This window comes from Flavobacterium sp. W20_MBD1_R3, assembly GCF_052119725.1.
Taxonomy (GTDB): domain Bacteria; phylum Bacteroidota; class Bacteroidia; order Flavobacteriales; family Flavobacteriaceae; genus Flavobacterium.
In genome coordinates this window covers 678,087-701,909 of record NZ_JBGQOR010000001.1, presented here as the reverse complement: position 1 = coordinate 701,909, position 23,823 = coordinate 678,087, and the positions used below count along the sequence as shown (strand labels likewise).

The window sequence follows — 23,823 nt, the reverse complement described above, 5'->3', positions numbered from 1 at the left end:
TAAAAAGGAATTAAACGTTGATTGACGCTAAATATAGGCAATAATAATGGAGTAATTTGTATCTCTCTTGACAACTTATTGGTATTAAAGCAAAAGACCACTCGTAGTGGCGAGTGGTCTTAGTAACAAATATTGTAATAAAAAATTCTTTGTAATTAGAAACAATATTCGTTTTCAGCTACTAATTTTGCTGTAATTGTTTCTCTTAATGCTACGACATTTGGCATGTTCGTATATTTTGTAAAACGACGTAACCCCATTAGCATCATACGCTGTTCATCACCCTCGGCAAAAGAAATAATACTTTCTTTTCCTTTTTGATTCACGATATCTACCGCTTTGTATAAGTATAATTTGGCCATTGCAATTTGCTCTTGTACCTTTGCTTCTCCTTCTTTTTTAGCTAGTTTTTCAGTACGCAAGATGGTACTTTCAGCCATATATACTTCTATCAACATATCTGAAGCTGCCATCAATAATTGTTGGTGAGCGTCTAGGTCTGCGCCAAATTTTTGAACAGCACTTCCGGCAACCATTAAGAATGATTTCTTCAAATTTCTAACGATTTCTTTTTCCTCAGCAAATAATTCAGAATAGTCAGGTGTGTCAAAAGATGGAATTCCCATTAATTCTTCAGAAACTTTCATTGCAGGTCCTAATAAATCAACATGACCTTTCATCGCTTTTTTAATCAACATTCCAACTGAAAGCATTCTGTTGATTTCGTTTGTACCTTCGTAAATACGTGCTATACGCGCATCTCTCCAAGCACTTTCCATTGGAGTATCCTCTGAGAATCCCATTCCACCAAAGATTTGAATTCCTTCATCGGCACAGTTTTGTACATCTTCAGAAACCGCTACTTTTAGGATAGAACACTCTATTGCATATTCCTCAACTCCTTTTAATTCTGCTTCTTGATGAGAAACTCCTTCAGCTTCACGAGCAATAATTCTATCTTCAATATCTTTAGCAGCACGGTAAGAAGCGCTTTCTCCAGCATAACAGCTCGTTGCCATTTCTGCTAGTTTTGCACGGATAGCGCCAAACTGAGAAATTGCGGTATTGAACTGGATTCTTTCATTAGCATATTTTACTGAACCTGAAATCACTCTACGTTGTGCATCCAAACAAGCAGCAGCTAATTTGATACGTCCCACGTTCAAAGCGTTCATCGCAATTTTGAAACCGTTTCCTCTTTCAGAAAGCATGTTTTCAACAGGAACTTTCGTTTCACTAAAGAAAACTTGACGGGTGGAGGAAGCACGAATTCCTAATTTATGCTCTTCTTCACCCATAGAAATTCCATTGTCTGGAGTGTTTTCAAGGATAAAACCAGTGATATTTTTATCATCGCCAATACGTGCAAAAACGATAAATAATGAACAAAATCCAGCATTCGAAATCCACATTTTTTGTCCTGTGATTTTGTAATGTGTTCCATCTTCTGATAAAACGGCTTTTGTTTTTCCGGAATTAGCATCTGATCCCGCTCCTGGTTCTGTCAAACAATACGCGCCAAACCATTCGCCAGAAGCTAATTTAGGAACGTATTTTTGTTTTTGTTCTTCTGTTCCGTACAAAGTGATTGGCATAGTTCCAATCCCGGTATGTGCTCCAAAGGCAGTCGAGAAAGATCCCGTAGCTCCTGAAATATAATCACAAACCAACATTGTTGATACAAACCCCATACCTAATCCGCCATACGCTTCAGGAACTGCTACTCCTAAGAGTCCCAGATCTCCTGCTTTTTTCATACACTCTTGTGTATAGGCATAATCTTTTTTCTCAAAACGATCTTTATGTGCCCATAATTCTTTGTCTACGAACTCTTTTACAGAGTCACGCATCATTAATTGCTCTTCCGAAAAATCTTCTGGAGTAAAGATATCTTCGCACTTGGTTTCTTTAACTAGGAATTGACCTCCTCTTGTTACGTTGCTCATTTTGTTACTTTTTTTAGGTAATAGACTGTTAGTTAATGACAATCTAATTTTATAATTTCTTTGCGTTAACTTGTCATTCCGACGAAGGAGGAATCTCATTATGATACTCCGTTCCAATATTATGAGATTCCTCCTTCGTCGGAATGACAGAAGGAGGAATTGTTTTTATCTACAACAACTCGTAAATCCCAGCACTTCCTTGTCCGGTTCCCACACACATACTCACAATTCCGTATTTGCTACCTCTTTTTTTCATTTCGTCAAATAATTGAACAGACAGTTTTGCTCCTGTACAGCCCAGTGGATGTCCCATTGCAATTGCTCCACCGTTGACATTTACGATATCAGGATTCAATCCTAATTCACGAATAACTGCTAACGATTGTGAGGCAAAAGCTTCGTTTAACTCAATTAAATCAACATCATTCAAGGTTAATCCGGCTTGTTTCAATGCTTTTGGAATTGCTTTTACCGGTCCAATTCCCATGATTCTTGGTTCTACTCCTGCCGAGGCAAAGTTTACCAAACGAGCAATAGGAGTGAGGTTCAATTCTTTTACCATTTCTTCGCTCATGATTAAAACAAATGCTGCGCCATCACTCATTTGAGAAGAGTTTCCAGCCGTTACGCTTCCGTTTGCTTCAAAAACCGGTCTTAAACCTGCCAAAGCTTCTACAGAAGTTCCTGCTCTTGGACCTTCATCTTTATTTACGATATACGATTTAGTTTCTTTTTTACCATTTTCATTTACAAAAGTTTGTTCTACTGTAATAGGGACAATTTGTTTGTCAAATTTACCTTCGGCTTGCGCTTTCAGGGCTTTCATGTGTGATTGGTACGCAAACTCATCTTGGTCTGTACGAGACACATTGAATTGTTTGGCAACCGCTTCCGCAGTTAATCCCATTCCCCAATAATAATCTTCGTTACCCGCTTTTGCAACAGCATAATCCGGAGTTGGTTTGTACCCTCCCATTGGAATAAAACTCATGCTTTCTGCTCCACCAGCAATAATACAATCAGCCATTCCAGATTGGATTTTGGCTGTAGCCATACCAATTGTTTCTAATCCTGAAGCGCAATAACGATTTACGGTTACACCAGGAACGTCTTCAATTTTTAATCCCATCAAAGAGATCAATCGTCCGATGTTTAGTCCTTGTTCCGCTTCCGGCATGGCATTTCCTACCATCACGTCGTCAATACGTTTTTTGTCGAAATCAGGCAACTCATTCATCATAAACTGAATGGTTTCTGCTGCCAATTCATCAGGACGTTTAAATCTAAACACACCTTTTGGAGCTTTCCCCACGGCGGTTCTGTATGCTTTTACTATATAGGCTGTTTTCATGACTATTATTTTGAATTTTGAATTATAAATTATAAATGAAGCTCATTCATAATTTATAATTCATAATTTATAATTAAAAATTAATTTCTTAGCGGTTTCCCTTTCGTTAACATAAACTGGATTCTTTCCAATGTTTTTCTTTCGGTACACAATGACAAGAAAGCTTCCCGTTCCAGATCCAATAAATATTGTTCGGTTACTAATGTCGATTCAGATAAATCACCGCCAGCCATGACATAAGCCAGTTTGTTAGCGATTTTCTTGTCGTGTTCAGAGATGTATTTTCCGGCTTCCATTTGGTCCGTTCCTACCAAGAACATTCCCAAAGCTTGTTTTCCAAGAACTTTCACATCGCTTCTGCGAATAGGTTGTGTGTAACCCGCTTCGGCCATAAGTAAAGCATGTTTCTTCGCTTCGGCAATCTGACGGTCTTTGTTTACCACGATAATATCTTTTCCTTGTTGTAAAAGTCCCGTGTCAAAAGCTTCGTATCCAGAAGTAGAGACTTTTGCCATAGCCACAGTCAAGAAATATTCTTGCAACACGTTCAATTCCACGTCATTTTTATGGAATAAATCAGCAGCACGCAATGCCATTTCTTTCGATCCGCCACCGCCAGGAATTACCCCAACACCAAATTCTACCAATCCCATATACGTTTCTGCTGCAGCAACAACTTTGTCAGCATGCAAACTCATTTCGCATCCACCACCAAAAGTCATTCCGTGTGGCGCAACCACAACTGGAATTCCAGAGTAACGTACGCGCATCATCGTGTCCTGGAACATTTTGATCGCCATATTTAACTCATCGTATTCTTGCTCGACTGCCATCATGAAAATCATTCCGATATTAGCTCCAACAGAGAAATTCGCTGCTTGATTTCCAATAACCAATCCTTGATATTCTTTTTCAGATAAGTCAATCGCTTTATTGATAGCTTGTAAAACATCGCCACCAATCGTATTCATTTTAGATTGGAATTCTAAATTCAAGATTCCGTCTCCTAAATCTTGTATAATCGCACCGCTATTGCTCCACACTTTTTTGCTTTCGCGAATGTTGTTCAGGATAATAAACGCATCCTGACCCGGAACTTTAGTTTGCGATTTTGTTGGGATATTGTAGAAATAAGTAGCACCTTCTTTAATAGAATAAAAACTGGTGCTTCCCGAAGCTAACATTTCAGTAACCCAAGCAGCTGGTTCAAGACCTTCCGCTTTCATAATTTCGATTCCTTTTTCGACACCAATGGCATCCCAAATTTCGAAAGGGCCATTTTCCCATCCAAAACCGGCTTTCATTGCATCGTCAATTTTATATAATTCATCTGAGATTTCAGGAATTCTGTTGGAAACATAAGCAAACATTCCAGAAAAACTTTTTCTGTAAAACTCTCCCGCTTTGTCTTTTCCTTTTACCAAAACTTTAAAACGGTCAATTGGTTTATCGATCGTTTTTGTCAGTTCCAAAGTGGCGAAAGAAGCTTTTTTAGCAGCACGGTATTCCAAAGTATTTAAATCCAAAGACAAAATATCTTTGTCTACTTTTTTATAAAAACCTTGACCTGTTTTGCTACCCAACCATTTGTTCTCCATCATTTTGTTGACGAAATCCGGTAATTTGAACAACTCGTGTTGCTCGTCATTCGGGCAGTTTTCGTAGATTCCGTTAGCAACATGTACCAAAGTATCTAACCCAACCACATCCACAGTTCTGAAAGTAGCCGATTTTGGTCTTCCAATAACTGGACCAGTCAATTTATCCACTTCTTCAATTGTCAATCCCATTTCTTTAACCAAATGAAACAAACTCTGAATCCCGTAAATCCCGATTCGGTTCCCAATAAATGCCGGAGTATCTTTGGCCACGACCGAAGTTTTTCCTAAGAATCTGGAACCATAATCAGTTAAGAAATCTAAAACTTCTGGCGCTGTTTGTGGACCAGGAATGATTTCGAATAATTTTAAGTAACGCGCAGGGTTAAAAAAGTGTGTCCCGCAGAAATGCTTTTGAAAATCCTCGCTTCTTCCTTCACTCATAAAGTGAATTGGAATTCCAGAGGTGTTGGAAGTCACCAAAGTTCCTGGTTTTCTGAATTTCTCAATTTGTTCAAAAACCATTTTCTTGATGTCCAAACGTTCTACCACAACCTCAATAATCCAATCGACGCTGGCAATTTTTGCCATATCGTCAGTAGTATTTCCAGTTGTGATTCTGCTGGCAAATTTTTGACTGTAAATAGGGGATGGTTTCGATTTCAGGGAATTAGCCAAATGCTCATTTACCACTCTATTTCTAACGATTTTGCTTTCTAAAGTAAGCCCTTTTTTGGCTTCCGCTTCAGTAAGTTCTCTTGGAATAATGTCCAACAGTAAGACTTCAACTCCAATGTTAGCAAAATGACAGGCAATTCCTGAACCCATAATACCGGATCCAATTACTGCAACTTTTTTAATTGTGCGTTTCATATAAAATAATATTTGTTTTTTCATTAGAAAGCAGCGGTGCTATTTTATTGATGGATATCAATTTTGGAAGCATCATTTGCTGTTTTTTCAGTTTGTTCTGCCAGTTCGCTGGCGCTCGTGTGCGTAAATATATTTTTCTCTTGAATTAATTCGTTGATGGTTTCCGCAACTTCTATAAAATGGCGCAGTTTTTCTTCTGAAATAGTTTGTTTCACCGTTTCATTAAATTTTAGCACTGTATTTTTCGACAATTCTCTTTTTTCTTTGCCAAAATCAGTCAGGTAAATCAATACACCTCGGCCATCCACAGGGTTTTTCTTGCGAATAATTAAGCCTCTGTCTTCCATCGATTTCAGGGTTCTGGTCAGGCTGGTAGCTTCCATTCCCATTTTTGGTCCTAATGATGTCGATGGAGTTCCCCCTTCTTTATCAATACTCAGTAAAGCGAATCCGGTAGCCATGCTCGCATCATATTTTGACGCTTCTTCGTTATACATTCTGGCTACCGCTTGCCAAGTGGCACGTAAAATATAATCTATCGTTTTATCTTTCATAAGTAACTATATCGATTTCAAATATAATAAAAAATACTATGCACGCATAATATATAAAAATATTTTTTTGTTAAAATGTTTCAAACATAAAAAAAATCCATTGAAATAGAGACAATTATAGCTAGATATGAATATAATTTCGTTGGGCGTTTCCCTGCGGGTCGGGCTTTACGTTTTATCTTTTATGAATTCCAGAGCTAATCCTAAGACATTGGGATGAGCTCTGGAATTCATAAAAGGATGCCACTTCTATCCCTTACGCAAATCTTTATGATATAAAATAACTTGAATTTACAATTTAATATGAAGGATCGTGGGTTTCTATAATTGTAAGTAGTTTATTATAGTTACATTTGGAAAAATTAAAACAAAAAATACAATAGTATTTTAGAATTGTAACAATTTCTTTTTGATCTAAAATATTTTTTTGCAGCAATAAAAGTAAAATTATGTGAATCAAATTTACACGATGTTATTACATCTTTGTTGCCCGAATTTTTAGAAAAAGATTTGATAGTGGTATTTAAGGTTCTCTTTATTGTTTTAAATTTTTTAAATGCAGAGGTAAAAAGTGGTATTAGTATTTCAAAAAAAGTAAGGAAAATGATAGAATGTCACCTCTTTTGAATTGCTTTTTTGACAGTTTTTAATTTTAAATGTGTTTCATTGAAATCACGAAATTTTTCCGATAATTAAAAAATAGAATTGATGCAACATTTACTGAACAACCAAAAATTTATTTTAGTACGAACGATAACCTAATATGCAAAAAAGTAAGTATAAAAAGCAAAGTAGTTTTTATAAAAGATGTCTTTACGGGAAACCGAAAGAAATGTTGTTTTTAAAAATCTAAGTTTGAAGAATTACTATTCCTACTAAAATTTACGATAGCTATTTATAAGAGCACAATTATGTACCGCAAACAAAACACTTTTTATGAAAATCCATTACAAAAATCTATTTTTATTTGTTTTATTATATTTTAATTTTGCCCTTGCTTTTTCTTCAAACACTATCGCTGATAACACTTTGTTGCAGACTGCTGAAAATCCTTCTGGACAGATAACAGGAAATGCAACAGTCTGCTTCAATGCAGCAGCTCCAGTAATAAAGTTCGAAGTAAAGAATGATGACAATGGTCCTTATACCTTTGAATATACAGTAAATAGTCTTTCGCAAACCGTTAAAACAAATAATACTGATAAAAGTGTAACCGTTTCTCAGCCAACAAATAGTACAGGAATTTTTACTTATGTTTTACAAGGTATAAAAGACAGAAACGATAAAGTGGTCGCTCTTTCTAACAATGACAAAGTAATAATTATAGTAAAAGCGCTGCCTGTTGTCGATTTTACTTTTACTAATAATGCATGTTCAGGAACTGCGGTTCAATTTAACACAACGAATGAAGGAGACTCTTATACTTGGAATTTTGGAGACGGGAGTACGTCATCGCAAAAGAACCCTAGTCATATTTTTACTTCTTTAGGTTGTGCCATAGCTCCTTTTAATGTTACTCTGACCGTTACTGATGCTTATGGTTGTTCAGGTACAATTATAAAAACCATAACAATATTTCAACAACCGGAGGCAAATTTTATAGATAATAGTGTTACTTACAATCCTCTAAACACTTCTAATCAGTTTAATAATTGCAATTCAGCTGGTGCAAACCCAAATTATACTGTAAGTGTTGTGCCCTCTACTTCAAATTCTGATTGTATTACCGGTTATAGTGTGATATGGCAAATAGGAGGCACGCCAGAAATATTTACAACTTTTCCTTTTACACATACTTACACTGCTCTTGGTGCATTTACAATGGCAATTACGGCCATTGGAAATAATAACTGTTCGACGACAAAAAAATATATTGTAAAAAACGAATCAAATCCTGCTGGTGGACTAGTAAGTCCCGGAAGTACAACAAACTTATGTGCTCCAACGGAAAACTTGTTATTCACCATCGCAAACTGGGCTTTAAATTCGCCTGGAACAATATACTCAATAGATTATGGAGATGATTCACCGATGTTAAATCTTTTACAATCAGATTTGATGCAAAATAATTTATATTATAATTCTGCTAATCCATCACTTTCGCTAAATTACCCTGTTCCGCATATTTACTCCACATCTAGTTGCCCTAATGCCAGTATAACTGCAACTTTAAAAATCTCAAATTCATGTGGAACAACCAATTCGACGATTTCACCAATTGTAATCTTACGTCCTCCGACTTCAAATTTCACAAATTCTCCTAAAGCCTGCGTCACCACCTGTGTTCAATTTACAAACACATCTACACCAGCTTCTAACGAAAGTTGTACTGAAAGTACTTTTTATGAATGGAATTTTGGAGATGGGTCAAGTATTTATACCATAACTGCTGCTGGAACGCCGAATCCTCCGTGTCATAAATACACAAATCCTGGTGATTACACCATAACATTGACAACTTATGGATATTGTGGCAAAAACGTTAAAACTAGTACCATTTGTATTGAACCTCAACTTCTTCCCGATTTTACAATCGACAATACGGTTGGCTGCGCACCACAATCTATTGTAACAACAAATACAACTGCCACAACTAATTACTGTACTCCTCCTACTTATGAGTGGAGTGTCTCTTTCCTTCCTTCAAGTTGTGGATCAACGATAGCGGCAATTCCAAATCAAACTACCACAAATGCTTCCTTTAATTTTGATGAACCGGGCATTTATTCTATTAAACTTACCGCATCAAATTCCTGTTCGCCTTCACAATCAATAACTAAGACGGTCACTATAAAAGAACCACCAAGAGTAACAATAACACAAATAGCACCCCTTTGTCAAATTCCTGGCGGAACAACAATTAATCCAAAGGCGATCATCGATGGTTGCGGCACAACTTCTCCGCTGACCTATGAGTGGAGTTTCCCCAGTGGAGCACCAGCAACTGCCACAACTGCTGATCCTGGAGATATCAGCTATACTACTTCAGGAAATTTTTCCTATACTTTGAAAGTAACCAATGAATGTGGAACAACAACAACGAGCAGTTCCTTTGTAATTAACCAATCACCTACAATAACAGGAAATTTATTTTCTTGCATTGGAACTAAATCCCAATTGAATGGTTCTCCAACTGCGGCAACTTCTAATCCCTGGATATCATCAAACAATACAATAGCAACCGTTAGTTCGACAGGCTTAGTAACTGGAGTTTCGGCTGGAAGTACAACTATAACTTTTACCAACAATTTAGGTTGTACAACAACTGCTTTATTTACCGTAAATCCTTCGCCCGCGGTTACATTTTCAATACCAAACCAGACTATTTGTTCAGGAGATACCTCGGCTTTGGTAACGTTAAGTAGTGTTGCAGATGCCACTTTGAGTTGGACAGCAATCCAACCCACAGGAATATCAGAGGTTGTACCAAGCGGAACTAATACAATTCCCGCTCAAACTTTAATTAATAACACTACTTCCAATATCGTTGTAACTTACAATGCTACTGCTACAGTATCGAGTGGTGCTACTTGTGCAGGGGCAGTATTTACTTATACCATAACCGTGAAACCTAAACCATTTATTGCAGCGAATATGACTGCTGTGATTTGTAGTGGTTTGCCGTTCACTGTAAGTCCAACGAATGGTGCTGGAAATTTAATTCCCACAGGAACTACATATTCTTGGGCTGCTCCAGCACTTTCAGTGGGGGTAAGCGGTGGAACTTTGGGAACAAATCAAAATGTTATAACAGGAACATTGACTAACTCAATGAATATAATTCAAAAAGCGACTTATACTGTCTTTCCATCATTCAATGGTTGTGCAGGTTCCCCTTTCGATGTTGAGGTTTCCGTAAATCCGAAACCCGATGTAAATCCGACTCCTGACGTTGTTCTTTGTGCTGGAGAAACAAGTACACTTATCAATTTTTCGGGAAATATTTCAGAGTCAATCTATAACTGGTCTTCAAGTACTACAAGCATAGGAATAGCAGTTTCAGGAAACGATGTCATTCCAACATTTACAGCAATAAATACAGGTCTAACGCCAATAATTGCAACAGTTACGGTAACACCATCAGCTGACGGTTGTACGGGAGTATCCAAAACATTTAAAGTAACGGTAAATCCGCGACCGAGCGTCAATCCGATAACTAATCTGGTAAAATGTAATGGCACTGCCACTGGCGCTGTCTTATTTACTGGAAGTGTAAATGGAACCACTTATGATTGGACAAATGATACGCCTTCCATTGGTTTGCCAGCGATAGGAAGCGGCAATATCACCAGTTTTATAGCCACAAATAATGGAACATCTCCAATACTAGCAACGATAACCGTTACGCCAAAAGCAAATGGCTGTTTTGGAACTAAAACCACTTTTACCATAACCGTCAATCCTACACCTACTGTTGATTTGCTATCGGATCAAACCGTTTGCAACGGACAACAAACCACGGCTGTCCTTTTTTCTGGAGCAATAATTTCAAATACAATTTACAATTGGAGCAATACTAGTCCAACTATTGGAATTGGAGCCAGTGGCGTGGGAGCTATTCCTGCTTTTACAGCAATTAATAATGGAACGACTCCAATTGTGGCTACCATAACCGTTACACCAAGTTTAAATGGTTGTCTAGGAGTTTCCACAACGTTTACTATCACAATAAATCCTTCACCAGCAGTAACATTTACTCCCTCGAACCAAATTATATGTTCGGGATCTTCCTCTGTTGCTGTCAATTTAACTAGTACAGCGGGGACAAATTTTACTTGGACCGCAGATCTACCTGCAGGAATTACAGGAATTAGTCCTAATGGAACTAGCACAATTCCAAGTCAAACACTAATCAATTCAACTAACCTTCCAGTTGTGGTTACTTATTTGGCTACAGCCGAATCGACTGGCAGTTTAAGTTGTCAAGGGATCACTTATCCATATACCATAACCGTAAATCCGGTTCCAGCAATCACAACGGAGCAGGCCCAAACCATTTGTTCCAATACTGCTTTTTCGATAATACCTTTGAATGGAGGCGATAATATTGTGCCAGTAGGAACCACTTATTCTTGGGTAACACCAGTTATTTCTGGTGGAATCTCAGGCGGAATCGCAGCATCAAATCAAACATCAATTAACGGTACATTAATTAATACAACAGCAACTGTTCAAACAGCTACTTATACGGTCATTCCCAAATCAGGGTTTTGTAATGGAAATCCTTTTACAGTCGTGATTACGGTAAATCCTTCTCCAAAAGTTGTTTTTTCAGCAGCTAACCAAACGCGCTGTTCTGGTAGCGATAGTTTACCAATTTTATTATCAAGTACAACTACAGGAAATATTACTTTTAATTGGAATGCCAATATTCCGGCTGGAATTACTGGAGCTGCAGCTTCAGGGACAGATATGATTCCAACCCAAACTTTGGCCAATTCAACTTCTAATCCAGTCACTATAATTTATACTGCAACGGCAACAATTGAGAATAATGGAATTTCCTGTACAAGTTTACCTTTTGAATATAAAATAATAGTAAATCCTGATCTGGTAACCTCAGGAACTTTGTTAAATTATAATGGTTTCAACGTCAGTGCTGTTGGTGCGACGGATGGAGCGATTGATGTTACCGTTACAGGAGGTTCCGGTGTTTATACCTATTTATGGTCGGGACCGATTAGTTTTTCGGCTGTAAGCCAAGATATTAAAAATGTTGCAGCAGGTGCTTATTCGCTTACTATTAATGACGGTCTTTGTAATCCAATAGTCTTGAATTTTACTTTGACTTCGCCATTGCCGTTGATTATTGAAGAAGATTTGGCAGCACATACTAATATATTATGCTTTAGTTATTTGACAGGAGCTATTAAAGTGGATATTACTCAGGAATCTGTTGGTCCTTATGATTATGTTTTGATTTTGCAAGGTGGTGGAATAATTAATACGATTACCGACTCATCAGCAACAACTTATACCTTTTCTAGTTTGGAAGCAGGAATTTATGATATCAAAGTTATAGATGTCAATGGTAACGCGAAAACCATTTCTGGAATAGTTATTACACAACCTAGTGGCATAACGGCTTCTACAACGCAAACTAATGTAAGTTGTGCAGGCAGTGCAACTGGTAGTGCAACAGTAACGGCTAATGGTGGCAACGGAACTTTGAGCTATTCTTGGAATACCATTCCCAGTCAAACTACAGAAACGGTTTCAGGTTTGGCAACGGGAACATATATTGTCACTATTACGGATACTAATTCTTGTTCGATACAAAAACAAGTAACAATAACAGAACCGTCTGCTATTGTTACGTCCGTTATTTCTCAAACTAATGTGTTGTGTTTTGGCGATAATACAGGTTCCGCAACTGTAACTGCAAGCGGAGGCAGTGGAACTGTCAATTATTCTTGGGATACAATTCCTGTTCAAACTACGGCAACGGTAACTGGATTAGCTGCAGCGGTTTACAATGTAACTGTAACGGATGAAAACGGTTGTCAAAAAGTACAGGCCGTAATTATAACACAACCTTCGGGAGGATTAAGTTCAGTGATTTCGAATTCGATTGATGTGAGTTGTTTTGGAGGCAATGATGGGACTGCCACGGCTACAGTTAGTGCAGGAACAGCACCTTATTCTTATTCTTGGAATACCGTTCCCGTTCAAACTTTGGCAACAGCCACAGGATTAGTAGCTGGAAATTATGATGTTTTAATTACTGATGTCAATGGATGCAGTACAACAACAACTGTATCCATAAATGAACCGATAGGAATGACTGCCACTATCACCGCCCAAATAAATGTTTTTTGTTCTGGGAACAGTACTGGATCTGCTACAGTTACTGCAACTGGTGGGACAATGCCTTACAGTTATTCTTGGAATACTTTGCCTGTTCAAACTTTAGAAATGGCTGAAAATTTACCCAAAGGGAGCTACACGGTTATCATAACTGATGCCAAAGGTTGTACCGCAAAGACACAAGTTACTATAACAGAACCCAACGGAATTGTAATCGAAATAGCATCACAAACCAATGTGGACTGTTTTGGAAATAACACTGGAGCGGTTACCGTTTCAGCAAGTGGTGGAGCTGGAACTTTGCGTTATGCATGGGACACCAACCCTATACAAACCACAGCATCATTGACAGGATTGATTGCAGGAACCTATAACTTGACGATAACTGATGCAAACAATTGTACAAAAATTCAACAAGTAACCATCACTGAACCCGACCAAATCATTATTGCAACAGTTTTAGAAAAAGATATTACTTGTTTTAATGATGCTGATGGTGCCATTGATATCACGATAACTGGCGGAACAATAAATTATACTTTCGCTTGGACAAAAGATGGAATTCCCTTTGCCACAACCGAGGATTTAATAAATTTAAGTCCAGGAGAATATGTGGTCACCGTTTCTGACGCCAATAATTGTGGGCCAAAGACCTCAAGTTTTACCATTACCCAGCCGCCAATATTAGCGGTGAACTTGATAAATCAGACTAATATTCTATGTTTTGGAGATGCCACTGGTGTTATAAATGTTGATGTAACTGGAGGAACACCGGCAAGTTCGGGTTATGTTTTTGATTGGTCAGGACCCAATGGTTTTAGTAGTTCCATTCAAAATCCGATTGGTTTATTTGTTGGTATTTATAATTTAGTGGTCAGTGATAATTCAGGTTGCTTTAAAACTTTGACCGTTACCTTGACACAACCCACAGCAATAAGTATTACCGCGGCAACGACTCCAATAACTTGTTATGGTGCAAATAATGCAGCTATTTCACTTACGATAGCGGGAGGAGTTGCTCCGTACACCTTTGAATGGAGTAATCTGGGAGGTGGCGCTTTTCAGGAGAATCTTTCAGCAGGAGATTATCTAGTTACCGTTACAGATGCCAATAATTGTAAAAAAACACTAAATGTAAATATCCCCGAAGCTCCGCTTTTTACAGTGAATCCGGTGCTGAAAAACATTAGTTGTTTTGGAGCCAAAGACGGAAGTATCCGACTGAATTTTCTTGGTGGGATTGCTCCTGTGAAACTGGTTTGGGATGATGATGCCGTATCTGGAACCACCAGAAATAACCTAGGGCCTGGTTCTTATACGGTCACAATTGTTGATGGAAAGCCGTGTACAATTAAAAGGACTTTTATTATATTGGAACCACAAATGCTAGTGCTTTCAGCCAATATCACTAATGCATTTAATTGTGACGATGCTAATAGCGGCGCAATAAATCTCGTCGTTGCTGGAGGCACGGCTCCATTTAAATTTGCTTGGTCGAACGGCACTATAACCGAGGATCTATTAAATGTTCCAGCAGGAAATTATTTAGTTACGGTAACGGATAGCAATGGCTGTTCTAAACAAGGACAATATAGTGTCAACAGACCGCCTCCTTTACAACCTGGAGTTGTAACCAAAACGGAAGTGGATTGTGAAACTAAAAATGTACAGCAAACTTTTGTAGCTCAAGTTTCAGGAGGAGTTCCTCCTTATATTTTAGCTTGGTCAAGCGGAACGGTTAGCGGCGTAAATAATGAAATGATGAAAACTAATCAAAACGGAACAGCATTATTATATGTAACTGATGCTTTGGGTTGCAAAGTAAACTACGCTTTTGATGTTAATGTGCCCGTTCTTGGAACACCTTCATTTGATTCTAATTCTTATGCTTATTCTGTTTATGGTTTGTATTCCATAAATGATCCGATACAGTTTACCAATACCGCTACCGGTGATTTCGTGTCTGTTGTATGGGATTTTGGCGATGGTACTTTATCTTCAGAACTCAATCCAATTCATGTTTATATTAATCCCAAAGAGTATGTGGTTACACAAACGGTTACCTATCCTTTTGGATGTGTTTATGTACAAAAAATCACCTTCATTGTTGAAAAAGGATATTTGTTAATTGTTCCAAATGCTTTTACACCAAATAACGATACTGTCAATGATAGATTTAGGCCGGTAACCAAGGCATTAAAAAATATTCATTTAGATGTTTATGACACTTGGGGTTCCCTGATTTATTCTGAGACCGGCGATATCTTGCGAGGATGGGATGCTAAAATAAAAGGTCTCAGTGCCGAAAATGGGAATTACTACTGCAAAGTTAGCGGAGAAACATTTTATGGAACTGTTGTCAATGAAAACCATCCTTTTGTACTAATTAAATAATCCGTAAACGATAATGAAATTAAAATTTGTTTTTTGTACACTATTTACTTTGATTTCCTTTTTAGAAATTAAAGCCCAAGATCCCATTTTTACTCAATATTTCTTAGTTCCTGAGTCTCTTAATGCTGCATTTACAGGGACTTTAGTTACTGGATATGCTGGAATTATACATCGGTCACAATGGCCAAATGAAAATAGAAGGATTGACACGGATTTTGCTTTTATTAATACACCTGTTGGATCTGATAGGGAAATGGGCGTGGGTTTAACTATATTAAATCAGCGAGAAGTTTTTACTAATTATAATTACTTTCAAGTCAACGGCGTTTATTCGTACAATGTGAATCTAAACAATGAATGGAAACTTCGACTAGGCGTTGAAGCCGGTTATGGTCGAAAAAACTTCAATTTTAGCAGTCTTTTGTTAGAGGATCAAATCAATGGTGATAACGGAACTATTAGTGGAGGTAGTATCGATCCTAGTATTATGAATTATAATAACAAAATAGATTTTTTGGATGTTTCTTCTGGACTTTTATTATTTAGTGATAGGGCATGGTTTGGAGCTTCCCTAAAACACTTGAATACCCCTAATATTGCTTTTACAGAATATGCTAATGTACCTTTAGACATGTTTTTTAGTGTTCATACCGGTTATTCTTTGAGTCTAGATGAAGCCTATTTACCTTTTTTTCCTGATCAAACAAATGTACTGTTAACGGCCAATTATATGAGACAAGCACAATATAATAGATTAGACTTTGGAACAGCTCTAGAATTCGAACCTTTTATTTTGGGAGTTATAGCAGCAACTAATCCGGAAGGAAAAAGTAATAATAGTCATTTGCTCACCTCACTAAATTTCTTTGGTTCTATTCAGTTAAATCGGTTTGTATTAGGTTATTCTTATGATACCAACACCTCAAAATTGGGGAATACACAAGGAGTACACGAATTTTCACTAACATGGCAAATTGGGCGTGAATGCTCTAGCTGTGATAATTATTTGGTAAAAAAACCTTGGGGTAGAAATTATTAAGCGTATTCAACAGTGAATTTGTCTCGTAGATGGACCTGCTATTAGATCTTTTGATTCGGAAAACGCAATGAGAAGCTAGTTAAAAAACAAGATCTTGCTTTTTAGAAATTTTATTTAAAATCAGTAATAATAAATCACAAGTTTTACAATACTTAGACCTTTATTCTCCTTCGCATCAATTGTTAAATATCTAAAACAGCACTTTATCTTGTTTTGAAAAGAATTGTGACAGCTATCGATTTCTAAAAATTATTACTTTTTAGTCACTTGATGTTTTAAACATTAGGTTTTGTAGTGATTTGATTAATAAAAAAAGTCTTTTTTAAGGAAGATAATTTTTTAAAAATTAACGTTTAAAAAACACTTTAATTAAAAACAAAATTCCAATAAACACGCCAAACCCAATTAAGATTTTATAATTGCCTTTATAAAATCTTTTGTGTAACGCTAAATCTTTTCGATAGGCATAAATCATTGCAATAACAAATGCAACAAAAAAAAAGCCTGCAAAAATAAATTGTCCCTGACTAAACATAATTATACTATTTTTTGCAAATTTAGGTATTTGTTTAATAATAGTTCGCTAATTTGTATTTTCATTTGATAAAATTATAATTATGCAAAAACAGATTAATGCAGTCAAAGAATTTCACACTGCTTTCAAAATTGGACATAGCGAAACTCCAACGGCCATATTAGCTGAAACTAAGCATCTTCTTCGTTTTAATTTAATGAAAGAGGAAAATGAAGAATACTTAGAAGCCGTTCAGAACAATGATTTGGTTGAAATTGCCGATGCGTTAGGCGATATGATGTACATTTTATGCGGGACCATTATTGAACATGGTTTACAACATAAAATAGAAGCGGTTTTCGATGAAATTCAACGTAGTAATATGAGTAAGTTGGGCGAGGATGGAGAACCTGTTTATCGTGAAGATGGTAAAGTATTAAAGGGTCCCAACTATTTTAAACCTGATTTGTCTAAAATTCTGAAATAGTATTCTGTAGAAATAATATATTATTATTAAATGTTATGTGTCAAAACATAAAAAGCGATTCTCTATGTGAAAATCGCTTTTTTTATTTTTATCTAAAACTACACTTTAACAGTCCAATCAAAAGTATCTTCTTCAAGTTTGTTTTGAATATTTGTCAATTTATCTTTCAGTTGTATCGCCATTGAATTTTCGATTTTTGGCAATTCATGATATACATCTTTATAGGAAAATCCAGAAATTGGGCTAACTACAGCGGCTGTTCCTGCTCCAAAAATTTCTTTCAAGGTTCCGTTACCTGCTGCTTCAACGAGTTCTGATACTAACACAGGACGAATTTCTACATTGATATTCTCACTTTTTGCTAAATCAATAAGCGTTTTTCTAGTGACACCATCAAGAATTCTTTCGCTGATAGGAGCGGTGAATAATGTGTCGTTTATTCTAAAAAACACATTCATTGTTCCAGCTTCTTCTAATTTGGTGTGTGTGGCATCATCAGTCCATATTATTTGTTGAAAACCGTCTTTATTTGCTAATTCAGTGGGGTAAAACTGCGCAGCATAATTCCCGGCTGCTTTTGCAGCGCCTATTCCTCCGTTTGCAGCTCTACTAAAATGTTCGGCGATGATTACTTTTACATCACCAGAATAATAAGAGGAGACTGGCGATAAAATAATCATGAATTTGTATTCATTAGATGGATTTGCAATTACTCCAGTACCTGTTGCAATCATGAAAGGTCTGATATATAAGGCATTTCCTTTTCCTTTTTTGATCCAAGCTTCGTCCAATTGTAGCAGTTGTTTTAAACCATTCATGAAAATATCTTGTGGAACTTCTGGCATGGCCATTCTAACAGCAGAGGTATTGAAACGTTTGTAATTTTGGTCGGGTCTAAAAAGCCAAACGTCATTGCTGTCGTCTTTATAGGCTTTCATACCTTCAAAAATAGCTTGACCATAATGAAAAACTCTTGATGATGGATCCAATAAAAATGGGGCGTAAGGCTTAATGACTGGTTGTTGCCATTGTCCATTTTTATAATTACATTCAAATAAATGATCCGAGAAAACAGATCCAAAGCTTAAATTATTAAAATCAACTTCATTGATTTTTGAAGTAGCTGCTTTGATTATTTCAATTTTGCTGGTTTGAGTTGTACTCATGATAGGGTATTGTTTGTTTTTATAGGTTACTACAATTGATTATTAAAATCTTGATTATGCAAAAAGAACTTTAATATTTGCAAAATTAAATAAAAATCACTAAAATACTTGATAAAACACTATTAATTATAGCATTTAAGTACGATTTATTTATTTTTTAAAAATAAGAAAAAAACGATGTCAATATTAGATCATTTGTATAATAAACGCTCTTTATTTAGGACTATCATTTTAGTTTTGACTAAATTTGGTCAATTTATAAAATCAAAAAATTTCAAATAACATCAAATTATAATTTTGAAAAGAGAAATAATACAAACACTGGATGGTTCTACAACGATACGCATAGACGAATGGGATGAATGTTATCATTCTAAACATGGAGCTATTCAGGAAGCGCAACACGTCTTTATTAAAAACGGTCTTTCCTTATTTCAAAATAGAGCAGTTTCTATTTTAGAAATTGGTTTTGGTACTGGTTTGAATGCTTTTATTACTTTATTGGAAGCAAAAAAAATGAATCAGTCTATTGATTATGTTGGGGTAGAGGCATATCCTATTTCGGCAGATGAGGTTTTGCAAATGAATTATGTTTCTGAGTTAAATGCACCTCAAGAAGATGCAATTTTTACAACCATGCATCAAAGCGCTTGGGAAGAAAAAACAATGCTTAGAAATGATTTTCTTTTGACTAAAAGAAAGCAGCTATTTCAAGATATTGATGACAATAATGCCTTTGATTTGATTTACTTTGATGCTTTTGGGTACAGGGTACAGCCGGAATTATGGAGTACCGATGTTTTTAAACGAATGTTTACTGCGCTAAAAAGCAATGGGGTTTTAGTGACTTATGCTGCTAGAGGTGTTGTAAAGCGGAGTATGTTAGAAGTAGGTTTTACGGTTGAAAAATTAGCGGGGCCACCAGGGAAAAGAGAAATGTTCAGGGCTACTAAAAAATAAAAAATAAGTTAAGTTACTTATTGTCAATATTTTATTATTTTTGATTAAAGGCGGATCAAGAAATAAAAAACTAAAAACTGCGTTAAAACCTAAATGAGTTGTAATAAAAAATGTATTTTTACCAGGCCTTTAATAAAAATGTAACCAAAAAATCTTCATTAATTATGTCGAAAATCATGTATGATTATACTAAATCAGTTTTAGAAAGAGTAAGTTTTGATCCTATGCTTTTTTGTAAAGAATTAGAAAAGGCTATAAAAGCATTATTGCCTTACGAGATGGATCAACTGCGCGAGTGGTTACTCAATTTTACTATTGGCAAACCGGAATTAAAACAATGTTTAATAATTATAAATTCATAATAAAAGAGGAACCTTACACGGTTCCTCTTTTTATTTTTTTGCAATTGGACTAATAATCTGGACATTTTGAAATACAATAGCACCTTTTATTACGCCGGTAATAGTAGCTCGAAGCGCGTCGATTATTTGAATTTTTAATTCGTTTTTAGGGAAAATTAAGCTGATTTCTCGAGCCGGTTTCGGTTCCTTAAATTGACGAAGTTTGAGTTTGTCTTTTTCTTTCAAATCTAATGTATGCAGATAGGGTAATAACGTTGTTCCCAAACCTTCGTCTGCCAGTTTAATCAAAGTTTCAAAACTACCACTTTGTATTTGAAAATGATTGCTTTCATTTTTACCGGCACTCTTGCATAGATTCAAAATTCCTTCTCGAAAACAATGTCCATCTTGTAATAACAAAATTTCATCCACGTTTAAATCTGAAACCTCTATTTCTTCCTTTTGAAAAGTATGATGACTCTCCGGGATGTACGCAACAAAAGGTTCAAAGTACAAGACTATTTCCTTTATTTTTTCTTCCATCAGAGGGGTTGCGGCAATGGCTGCATCAAGGTGACCATTGTTCAGTTTTATAATAATTTCCTCGGTATTTAATTCTTCGATGATTAGTTTTACTTTCGGATATTTTTTTATAAAGTTGTTAAGGAACATGGGCAATAAAGTAGGCATGACGGTAGGTATAATACCTAATCTAAATTCACCACCAATAAATCCTTTTTGTTGCTCAACAATATCTTGGATTCTATCGGCTTCAATTACAATATTCTTTGCCTGATTGACAATTTTATGACCAATTTCAGTTAGCTGAATAGGTTTCTTAGTTCGGTCAAATATTTGAATGCTTAATTCCTCTTCTATCTTTTGAATTTGCATACTCAATGTAGGCTGAGTAACAAAACATTTTTCTGCCGCAAGAGTGAAATTTTTATGTTCCGCTACCGCGAGTACGTATTTTAATTGAGTTATTGTCATGGTATCATTATATCTGATACAAATTTAATAAAACAATAACTTTTTATTATGGTGTTTTTCATTAATCTTACACTAAATTTGTCTTAGACGGAAATAAATATAAAAAACCATAAAAATGAAAACAAATATTTTAGGATTGCCAGTAAAAGAATCAGAATTAATAGTAAGCGAGTTGAATGTTTTATTATCTAATTTTCAAGTTTATTATCAAAATTTAAGAGGAATTCACTGGAACATTAAAGGAAAACGTTTTTTTGATTTACATGTAAAATTCGAAGAATTGTATACAGATTCTCAAATAAAAATTGATTTAATTGCGGAAAGAGTTTTAACCGTAGGAGGAACTCCACTTCATACTTTTGAAGATTATATAAAACATAATCAATTAGTCGTAGGAAGAGATATTTCTGTTGATGAAAAAGCTGTTCACTTAATCGTTACTTCACTTTCTCATTTATTGAAAATTGAACGTGTAATTCTTGATAAGTCAGCTCAAATTAATGATGAAGGTACTAATGCGTTGATGAGTGACTTTATTGCAGAACAAGAAAAAACAATTTGGATGATGCAAGCTTGGTTAGAAGAAAGTTTGTAAATCCCTATTTTAACAATGAAACCAGATAATTATAGTATATTATCTGGTTTTTTTTTGGATATTACTTTTTTTTCTAAAATAAAGAATAACTTTTATTTTTATTGCAAACTAAATTCTATTTTTGTTGGAATGAAAATGGTATCTAAAATATTACTAATTCTATTTTTAACTTTCCTAATCACCCCGACAATTGTGACGGTGATTGAGAAAAATTCCGATATTTCAATTTTTTACAATGCTTCGGAAGAAGAAAATGTTCATAAAGAAATAAAAGTAATATTTTATTCCGAATCTCCTTCGGATATAATTCCTTCCATAAAATTATCCTCCATCGTTGTTCATTCAGAGAATTTATCAAAACACGATAATAATACGGCCTCCATATTTATACCACCTCCCGACCAAATGTAATGCATTGTTAATTCTGTTTTTTTAAATAGATTTTCACTTCTGTCAGTGTTAAGCTTTTTGTATTCAATCTTTAGTTCGGTATTATGACCAAAAAAATTAATCTTTTTGCCAACCTTAAATCTGATTTTGCATCTGGTTTAGTGGTTTTTTTAATAGCATTACCGTTGTGTTTGGGTATTGCTATGGCCTCTGGTGCTCCTTTATTTTCTGGAATTATTTCTGGAATAATCGGAGGGATTGTGGTGGGGTATTTAAGTACATCACACATAAGCGTTTCAGGTCCCGCGGCTGGTCTTACAGCTATTGTTCTTACTGCAATAACAGACTTGGGAGCATTTGATGTTTTTTTAACAGCTGTTTTTATGGCGGGTTTGTTACAATTAATTTTAGGATACCTCAAAGCAGGAAGCATTTCTAATTATTTTCCAACAAATGTTATCGAAGGGATGCTGGCCGGTATCGGAATTATAATTATTCTAAAACAATTGCCTCATGCTTTTGGATATGACAGTGATTTTGAAGGTGATCTAGCTTTTTTACAAAATGACGGGAGCAATACCTTTTCTACTTTATTGGGTATTTTTGACTACGTACAGCTGGGATCTATTTTGATTAGTTTAATTTCTTTGATTGTATTAATTTCTTGGGATAAAGTGCCTTTGTTAAAAAAAATAAAATTGGTGCCCGGTGCTTTAGTAGCAGTCGTTTTAGGTGTGGTATTGAATGAATTTTTTATCAGAACTGGCAGCGTATTGGCAATTCAAAACGAACATTTAGTTTCATTACCAGCTCCAACCAACTTGGAAGAATTCAAGGCAATCATTGTTACTCCTAATTTTTCGGCAATTCTGAATCCTAAAGTTTGGATTGTCGCATTTACTATAGCAATTGTCGCCTCAATAGAAACCCTATTGAGTATTGAAGCCGCAGATCGAATGGATGTTCAAAAACGATTCACGGATACCAATGTGGAACTAAAAGCCCAAGGAATTGGAAATGTAGTAAGTTCTCTATTAGGAGGTCTTCCCTTGACATCTGTCATTGTGCGTTCTTCTGCCAATTCAAATACTGGTGCCAAATCAAAAATGTCCACGATCATCCATGGGACATTATTGTTAGGTACTGTACTTATAATTCCGGTTGTTTTGAATAAAATTCCATTAGCAACTTTAGCTTCCATTTTAATTTTGGTTGGATACAAGTTAGCTAAACCTGCAACTTTTAAGCATTTTTGGATAAAAGGGAAATATCAATTCGTTCCCTTCATAGCTACCTTATTGGCAGTTGTTTTTACCGATTTGTTAAAAGGCGTCGCGCTAGGTATGATCATCAGTATCATTTTTGTTTTAAAAGGTAATCTCAAAAGAGCGTATAGTTTTAGAAAAGAGGAATATGCTGACGGTGATGTCATTCATATTGATTTGGCTCAAGAAGTCTCTTTTTTGAACAAAGCAGCTATTAAAAACACTTTGAATGAAATTCCTGAAAATTCCAAAGTAATAATAGATGCTAAGGATACCGTTTATATAGCTCATGACATCCTAGATTTGATTTATGAATTCAAAACAACAAGAGCCGTAGATTATAATATTAAAGTCAAGTTGAAAGGATTTAAAAAGGCGTATGATTTAGAAAATACTCAAGAAACTAAAAATCATGTGACTATTGAGCATTATTATGATGCCGCAAAACGAGTCATGATCAAAAGAGAGATTGTAGATGAAGATATTGCTAATAAATAAAGTAAATTTTAGGAAAAAACAGTTTCTTTACGCTGCATTAATCTGCAGATAA

At 35.6% G+C, this 23,823-nt stretch carries 15 protein-coding genes; 8 read left to right on the top strand and 7 right to left on the bottom strand.

The features are described from left to right. Positions 1–155: 155 nt before the first annotated feature. From ACEN2F_RS02910 to ACEN2F_RS02895, 4 genes are all read right to left on the bottom strand, one after another. Positions 156–1,946, bottom strand: a complete 1,791-nt coding sequence (locus ACEN2F_RS02910) for an acyl-CoA dehydrogenase family protein (RefSeq protein WP_441735804.1) — start codon at positions 1,944–1,946, stop codon at positions 156–158. 169 nt (positions 1,947–2,115) lie between these two features. Further along, entirely contained in the window at positions 2,116–3,297 is a 1,182-nt protein-coding gene (locus tag ACEN2F_RS02905) for an acetyl-CoA C-acyltransferase (protein ID WP_441735801.1), read from the bottom strand. Between the two features lie 80 nt (positions 3,298–3,377). Further along, a complete protein-coding gene (locus ACEN2F_RS02900) occupies positions 3,378–5,768 on the bottom strand; it encodes a 3-hydroxyacyl-CoA dehydrogenase/enoyl-CoA hydratase family protein (protein WP_441735799.1) in 2,391 nt (796 codons plus the stop codon). 44 nt (positions 5,769–5,812) lie between these two features. Next, positions 5,813–6,322: a MarR family winged helix-turn-helix transcriptional regulator gene (locus tag ACEN2F_RS02895; RefSeq protein ID WP_441735796.1), complete on the bottom strand. Its 510-nt coding sequence runs from the start codon at positions 6,320–6,322 to the stop codon at positions 5,813–5,815. Between the two features lie 936 nt (positions 6,323–7,258). Between ACEN2F_RS02895 and ACEN2F_RS02890 the strand changes: the two genes are divergently transcribed. Next, positions 7,259–15,523, top strand: a complete 8,265-nt coding sequence (locus ACEN2F_RS02890; RefSeq protein WP_441735794.1) for a PKD-like domain-containing protein — start codon at positions 7,259–7,261, stop codon at positions 15,521–15,523. Between the two features lie 13 nt (positions 15,524–15,536). After that, positions 15,537–16,562, top strand: coding sequence for a PorP/SprF family type IX secretion system membrane protein (locus ACEN2F_RS02885; RefSeq protein WP_441735792.1), 1,026 nt, complete (start codon positions 15,537–15,539; stop codon positions 16,560–16,562). A 346-nt stretch (positions 16,563–16,908) separates the two neighbouring features. Here ACEN2F_RS02885 and ACEN2F_RS02880 read toward each other — a convergent pair whose 3' ends face one another. Continuing rightward, positions 16,909–17,097 (bottom strand): hypothetical protein, encoded by a 189-nt coding sequence (locus tag ACEN2F_RS02880; RefSeq protein WP_441735789.1) that lies wholly within the window; start codon positions 17,095–17,097, stop codon positions 16,909–16,911. Between the two features lie 82 nt (positions 17,098–17,179). On the opposite strand from ACEN2F_RS02880, the gene ACEN2F_RS02875 reads away from it, so the two are divergent. Beyond that, positions 17,180–17,563 (top strand): hypothetical protein, encoded by a 384-nt coding sequence (locus tag ACEN2F_RS02875; RefSeq protein ID WP_441735787.1) that lies wholly within the window; start codon positions 17,180–17,182, stop codon positions 17,561–17,563. Between the two features lie 98 nt (positions 17,564–17,661). On the opposite strand, the gene ACEN2F_RS02870 is transcribed toward ACEN2F_RS02875, so the two are convergent. Beyond that, positions 17,662–18,729, bottom strand: coding sequence for a branched-chain amino acid aminotransferase (locus tag ACEN2F_RS02870; protein WP_441735786.1), 1,068 nt, complete (start codon positions 18,727–18,729; stop codon positions 17,662–17,664). Between the two features lie 297 nt (positions 18,730–19,026). Between ACEN2F_RS02870 and mnmD the strand changes: the two genes are divergently transcribed. Together mnmD and ACEN2F_RS02860 are read left to right on the top strand one after the other, a co-directional pair. Further along, positions 19,027–19,689, top strand: coding sequence for a tRNA (5-methylaminomethyl-2-thiouridine)(34)-methyltransferase MnmD (gene mnmD, locus ACEN2F_RS02865; protein ID WP_441735784.1), 663 nt, complete (start codon positions 19,027–19,029; stop codon positions 19,687–19,689). A gap of 164 nt (positions 19,690–19,853) precedes the next feature. Next, the gene (locus tag ACEN2F_RS02860; RefSeq protein ID WP_441735782.1) at positions 19,854–20,051 is read left to right on the top strand and encodes a hypothetical protein; all 198 of its coding nucleotides are present in this window, start codon (positions 19,854–19,856) and stop codon (positions 20,049–20,051) included. 30 nt (positions 20,052–20,081) lie between these two features. Here the strand turns inward: ACEN2F_RS02860 and ACEN2F_RS02855 are convergent, their stop codons facing one another. Beyond that, complete coding sequence (locus tag ACEN2F_RS02855; protein WP_441735780.1) at positions 20,082–21,023, bottom strand: LysR substrate-binding domain-containing protein; 942 nt, start codon at positions 21,021–21,023, stop codon at positions 20,082–20,084. 115 nt (positions 21,024–21,138) lie between these two features. Between ACEN2F_RS02855 and ACEN2F_RS02850 the strand changes: the two genes are divergently transcribed. The 3 genes from ACEN2F_RS02850 (at position 21,139) to ACEN2F_RS02840 (ending at position 23,771) form a co-directional block, all read left to right on the top strand. After that, a complete protein-coding gene (locus ACEN2F_RS02850) occupies positions 21,139–21,618 on the top strand; it encodes a Dps family protein (RefSeq protein ID WP_441735778.1) in 480 nt (159 codons plus the stop codon). A 135-nt stretch (positions 21,619–21,753) separates the two neighbouring features. Continuing rightward, positions 21,754–22,029: a hypothetical protein gene (locus ACEN2F_RS02845; protein WP_441735775.1), complete on the top strand. Its 276-nt coding sequence runs from the start codon at positions 21,754–21,756 to the stop codon at positions 22,027–22,029. Between the two features lie 83 nt (positions 22,030–22,112). Continuing rightward, positions 22,113–23,771 (top strand): SulP family inorganic anion transporter, encoded by a 1,659-nt coding sequence (locus ACEN2F_RS02840; protein WP_441735772.1) that lies wholly within the window; start codon positions 22,113–22,115, stop codon positions 23,769–23,771. Positions 23,772–23,823 lie beyond the last annotated feature (52 nt).

Bases quoted from the DNA above. Each gene is read 5' to 3' on its own strand.
- ACEN2F_RS02840 (WP_441735772.1), top strand. From the start codon at position 22,113: ATGACCAAAAAAATTAATCTTTTTGCCAACCTTAAATCTGATTTTGCA.
- ACEN2F_RS02905 (WP_441735801.1), bottom strand. From the start codon at position 3,297: ATGAAAACAGCCTATATAGTAAAAGCATACAGAACCGCCGTGGGGAAA.
- ACEN2F_RS02890 (WP_441735794.1), top strand. From the start codon at position 7,259: ATGAAAATCCATTACAAAAATCTATTTTTATTTGTTTTATTATATTTT.
- ACEN2F_RS02845 (WP_441735775.1), top strand. From the start codon at position 21,754: ATGGTATCTAAAATATTACTAATTCTATTTTTAACTTTCCTAATCACC.
- ACEN2F_RS02885 (WP_441735792.1), top strand. From the start codon at position 15,537: ATGAAATTAAAATTTGTTTTTTGTACACTATTTACTTTGATTTCCTTT.
- ACEN2F_RS02855 (WP_441735780.1), bottom strand. From the start codon at position 21,023: ATGACAATAACTCAATTAAAATACGTACTCGCGGTAGCGGAACATAAA.
- ACEN2F_RS02850 (WP_441735778.1), top strand. From the start codon at position 21,139: ATGAAAACAAATATTTTAGGATTGCCAGTAAAAGAATCAGAATTAATA.
- ACEN2F_RS02880 (WP_441735789.1), bottom strand. From the start codon at position 17,097: ATGTTTAGTCAGGGACAATTTATTTTTGCAGGCTTTTTTTTTGTTGCA.
- ACEN2F_RS02870 (WP_441735786.1), bottom strand. From the start codon at position 18,729: ATGAGTACAACTCAAACCAGCAAAATTGAAATAATCAAAGCAGCTACT.
- ACEN2F_RS02875 (WP_441735787.1), top strand. From the start codon at position 17,180: ATGCAAAAACAGATTAATGCAGTCAAAGAATTTCACACTGCTTTCAAA.
- ACEN2F_RS02900 (WP_441735799.1), bottom strand. From the start codon at position 5,768: ATGAAACGCACAATTAAAAAAGTTGCAGTAATTGGATCCGGTATTATG.
- ACEN2F_RS02895 (WP_441735796.1), bottom strand. From the start codon at position 6,322: ATGAAAGATAAAACGATAGATTATATTTTACGTGCCACTTGGCAAGCG.
- ACEN2F_RS02860 (WP_441735782.1), top strand. From the start codon at position 19,854: ATGTCGAAAATCATGTATGATTATACTAAATCAGTTTTAGAAAGAGTA.
- ACEN2F_RS02910 (WP_441735804.1), bottom strand. From the start codon at position 1,946: ATGAGCAACGTAACAAGAGGAGGTCAATTCCTAGTTAAAGAAACCAAG.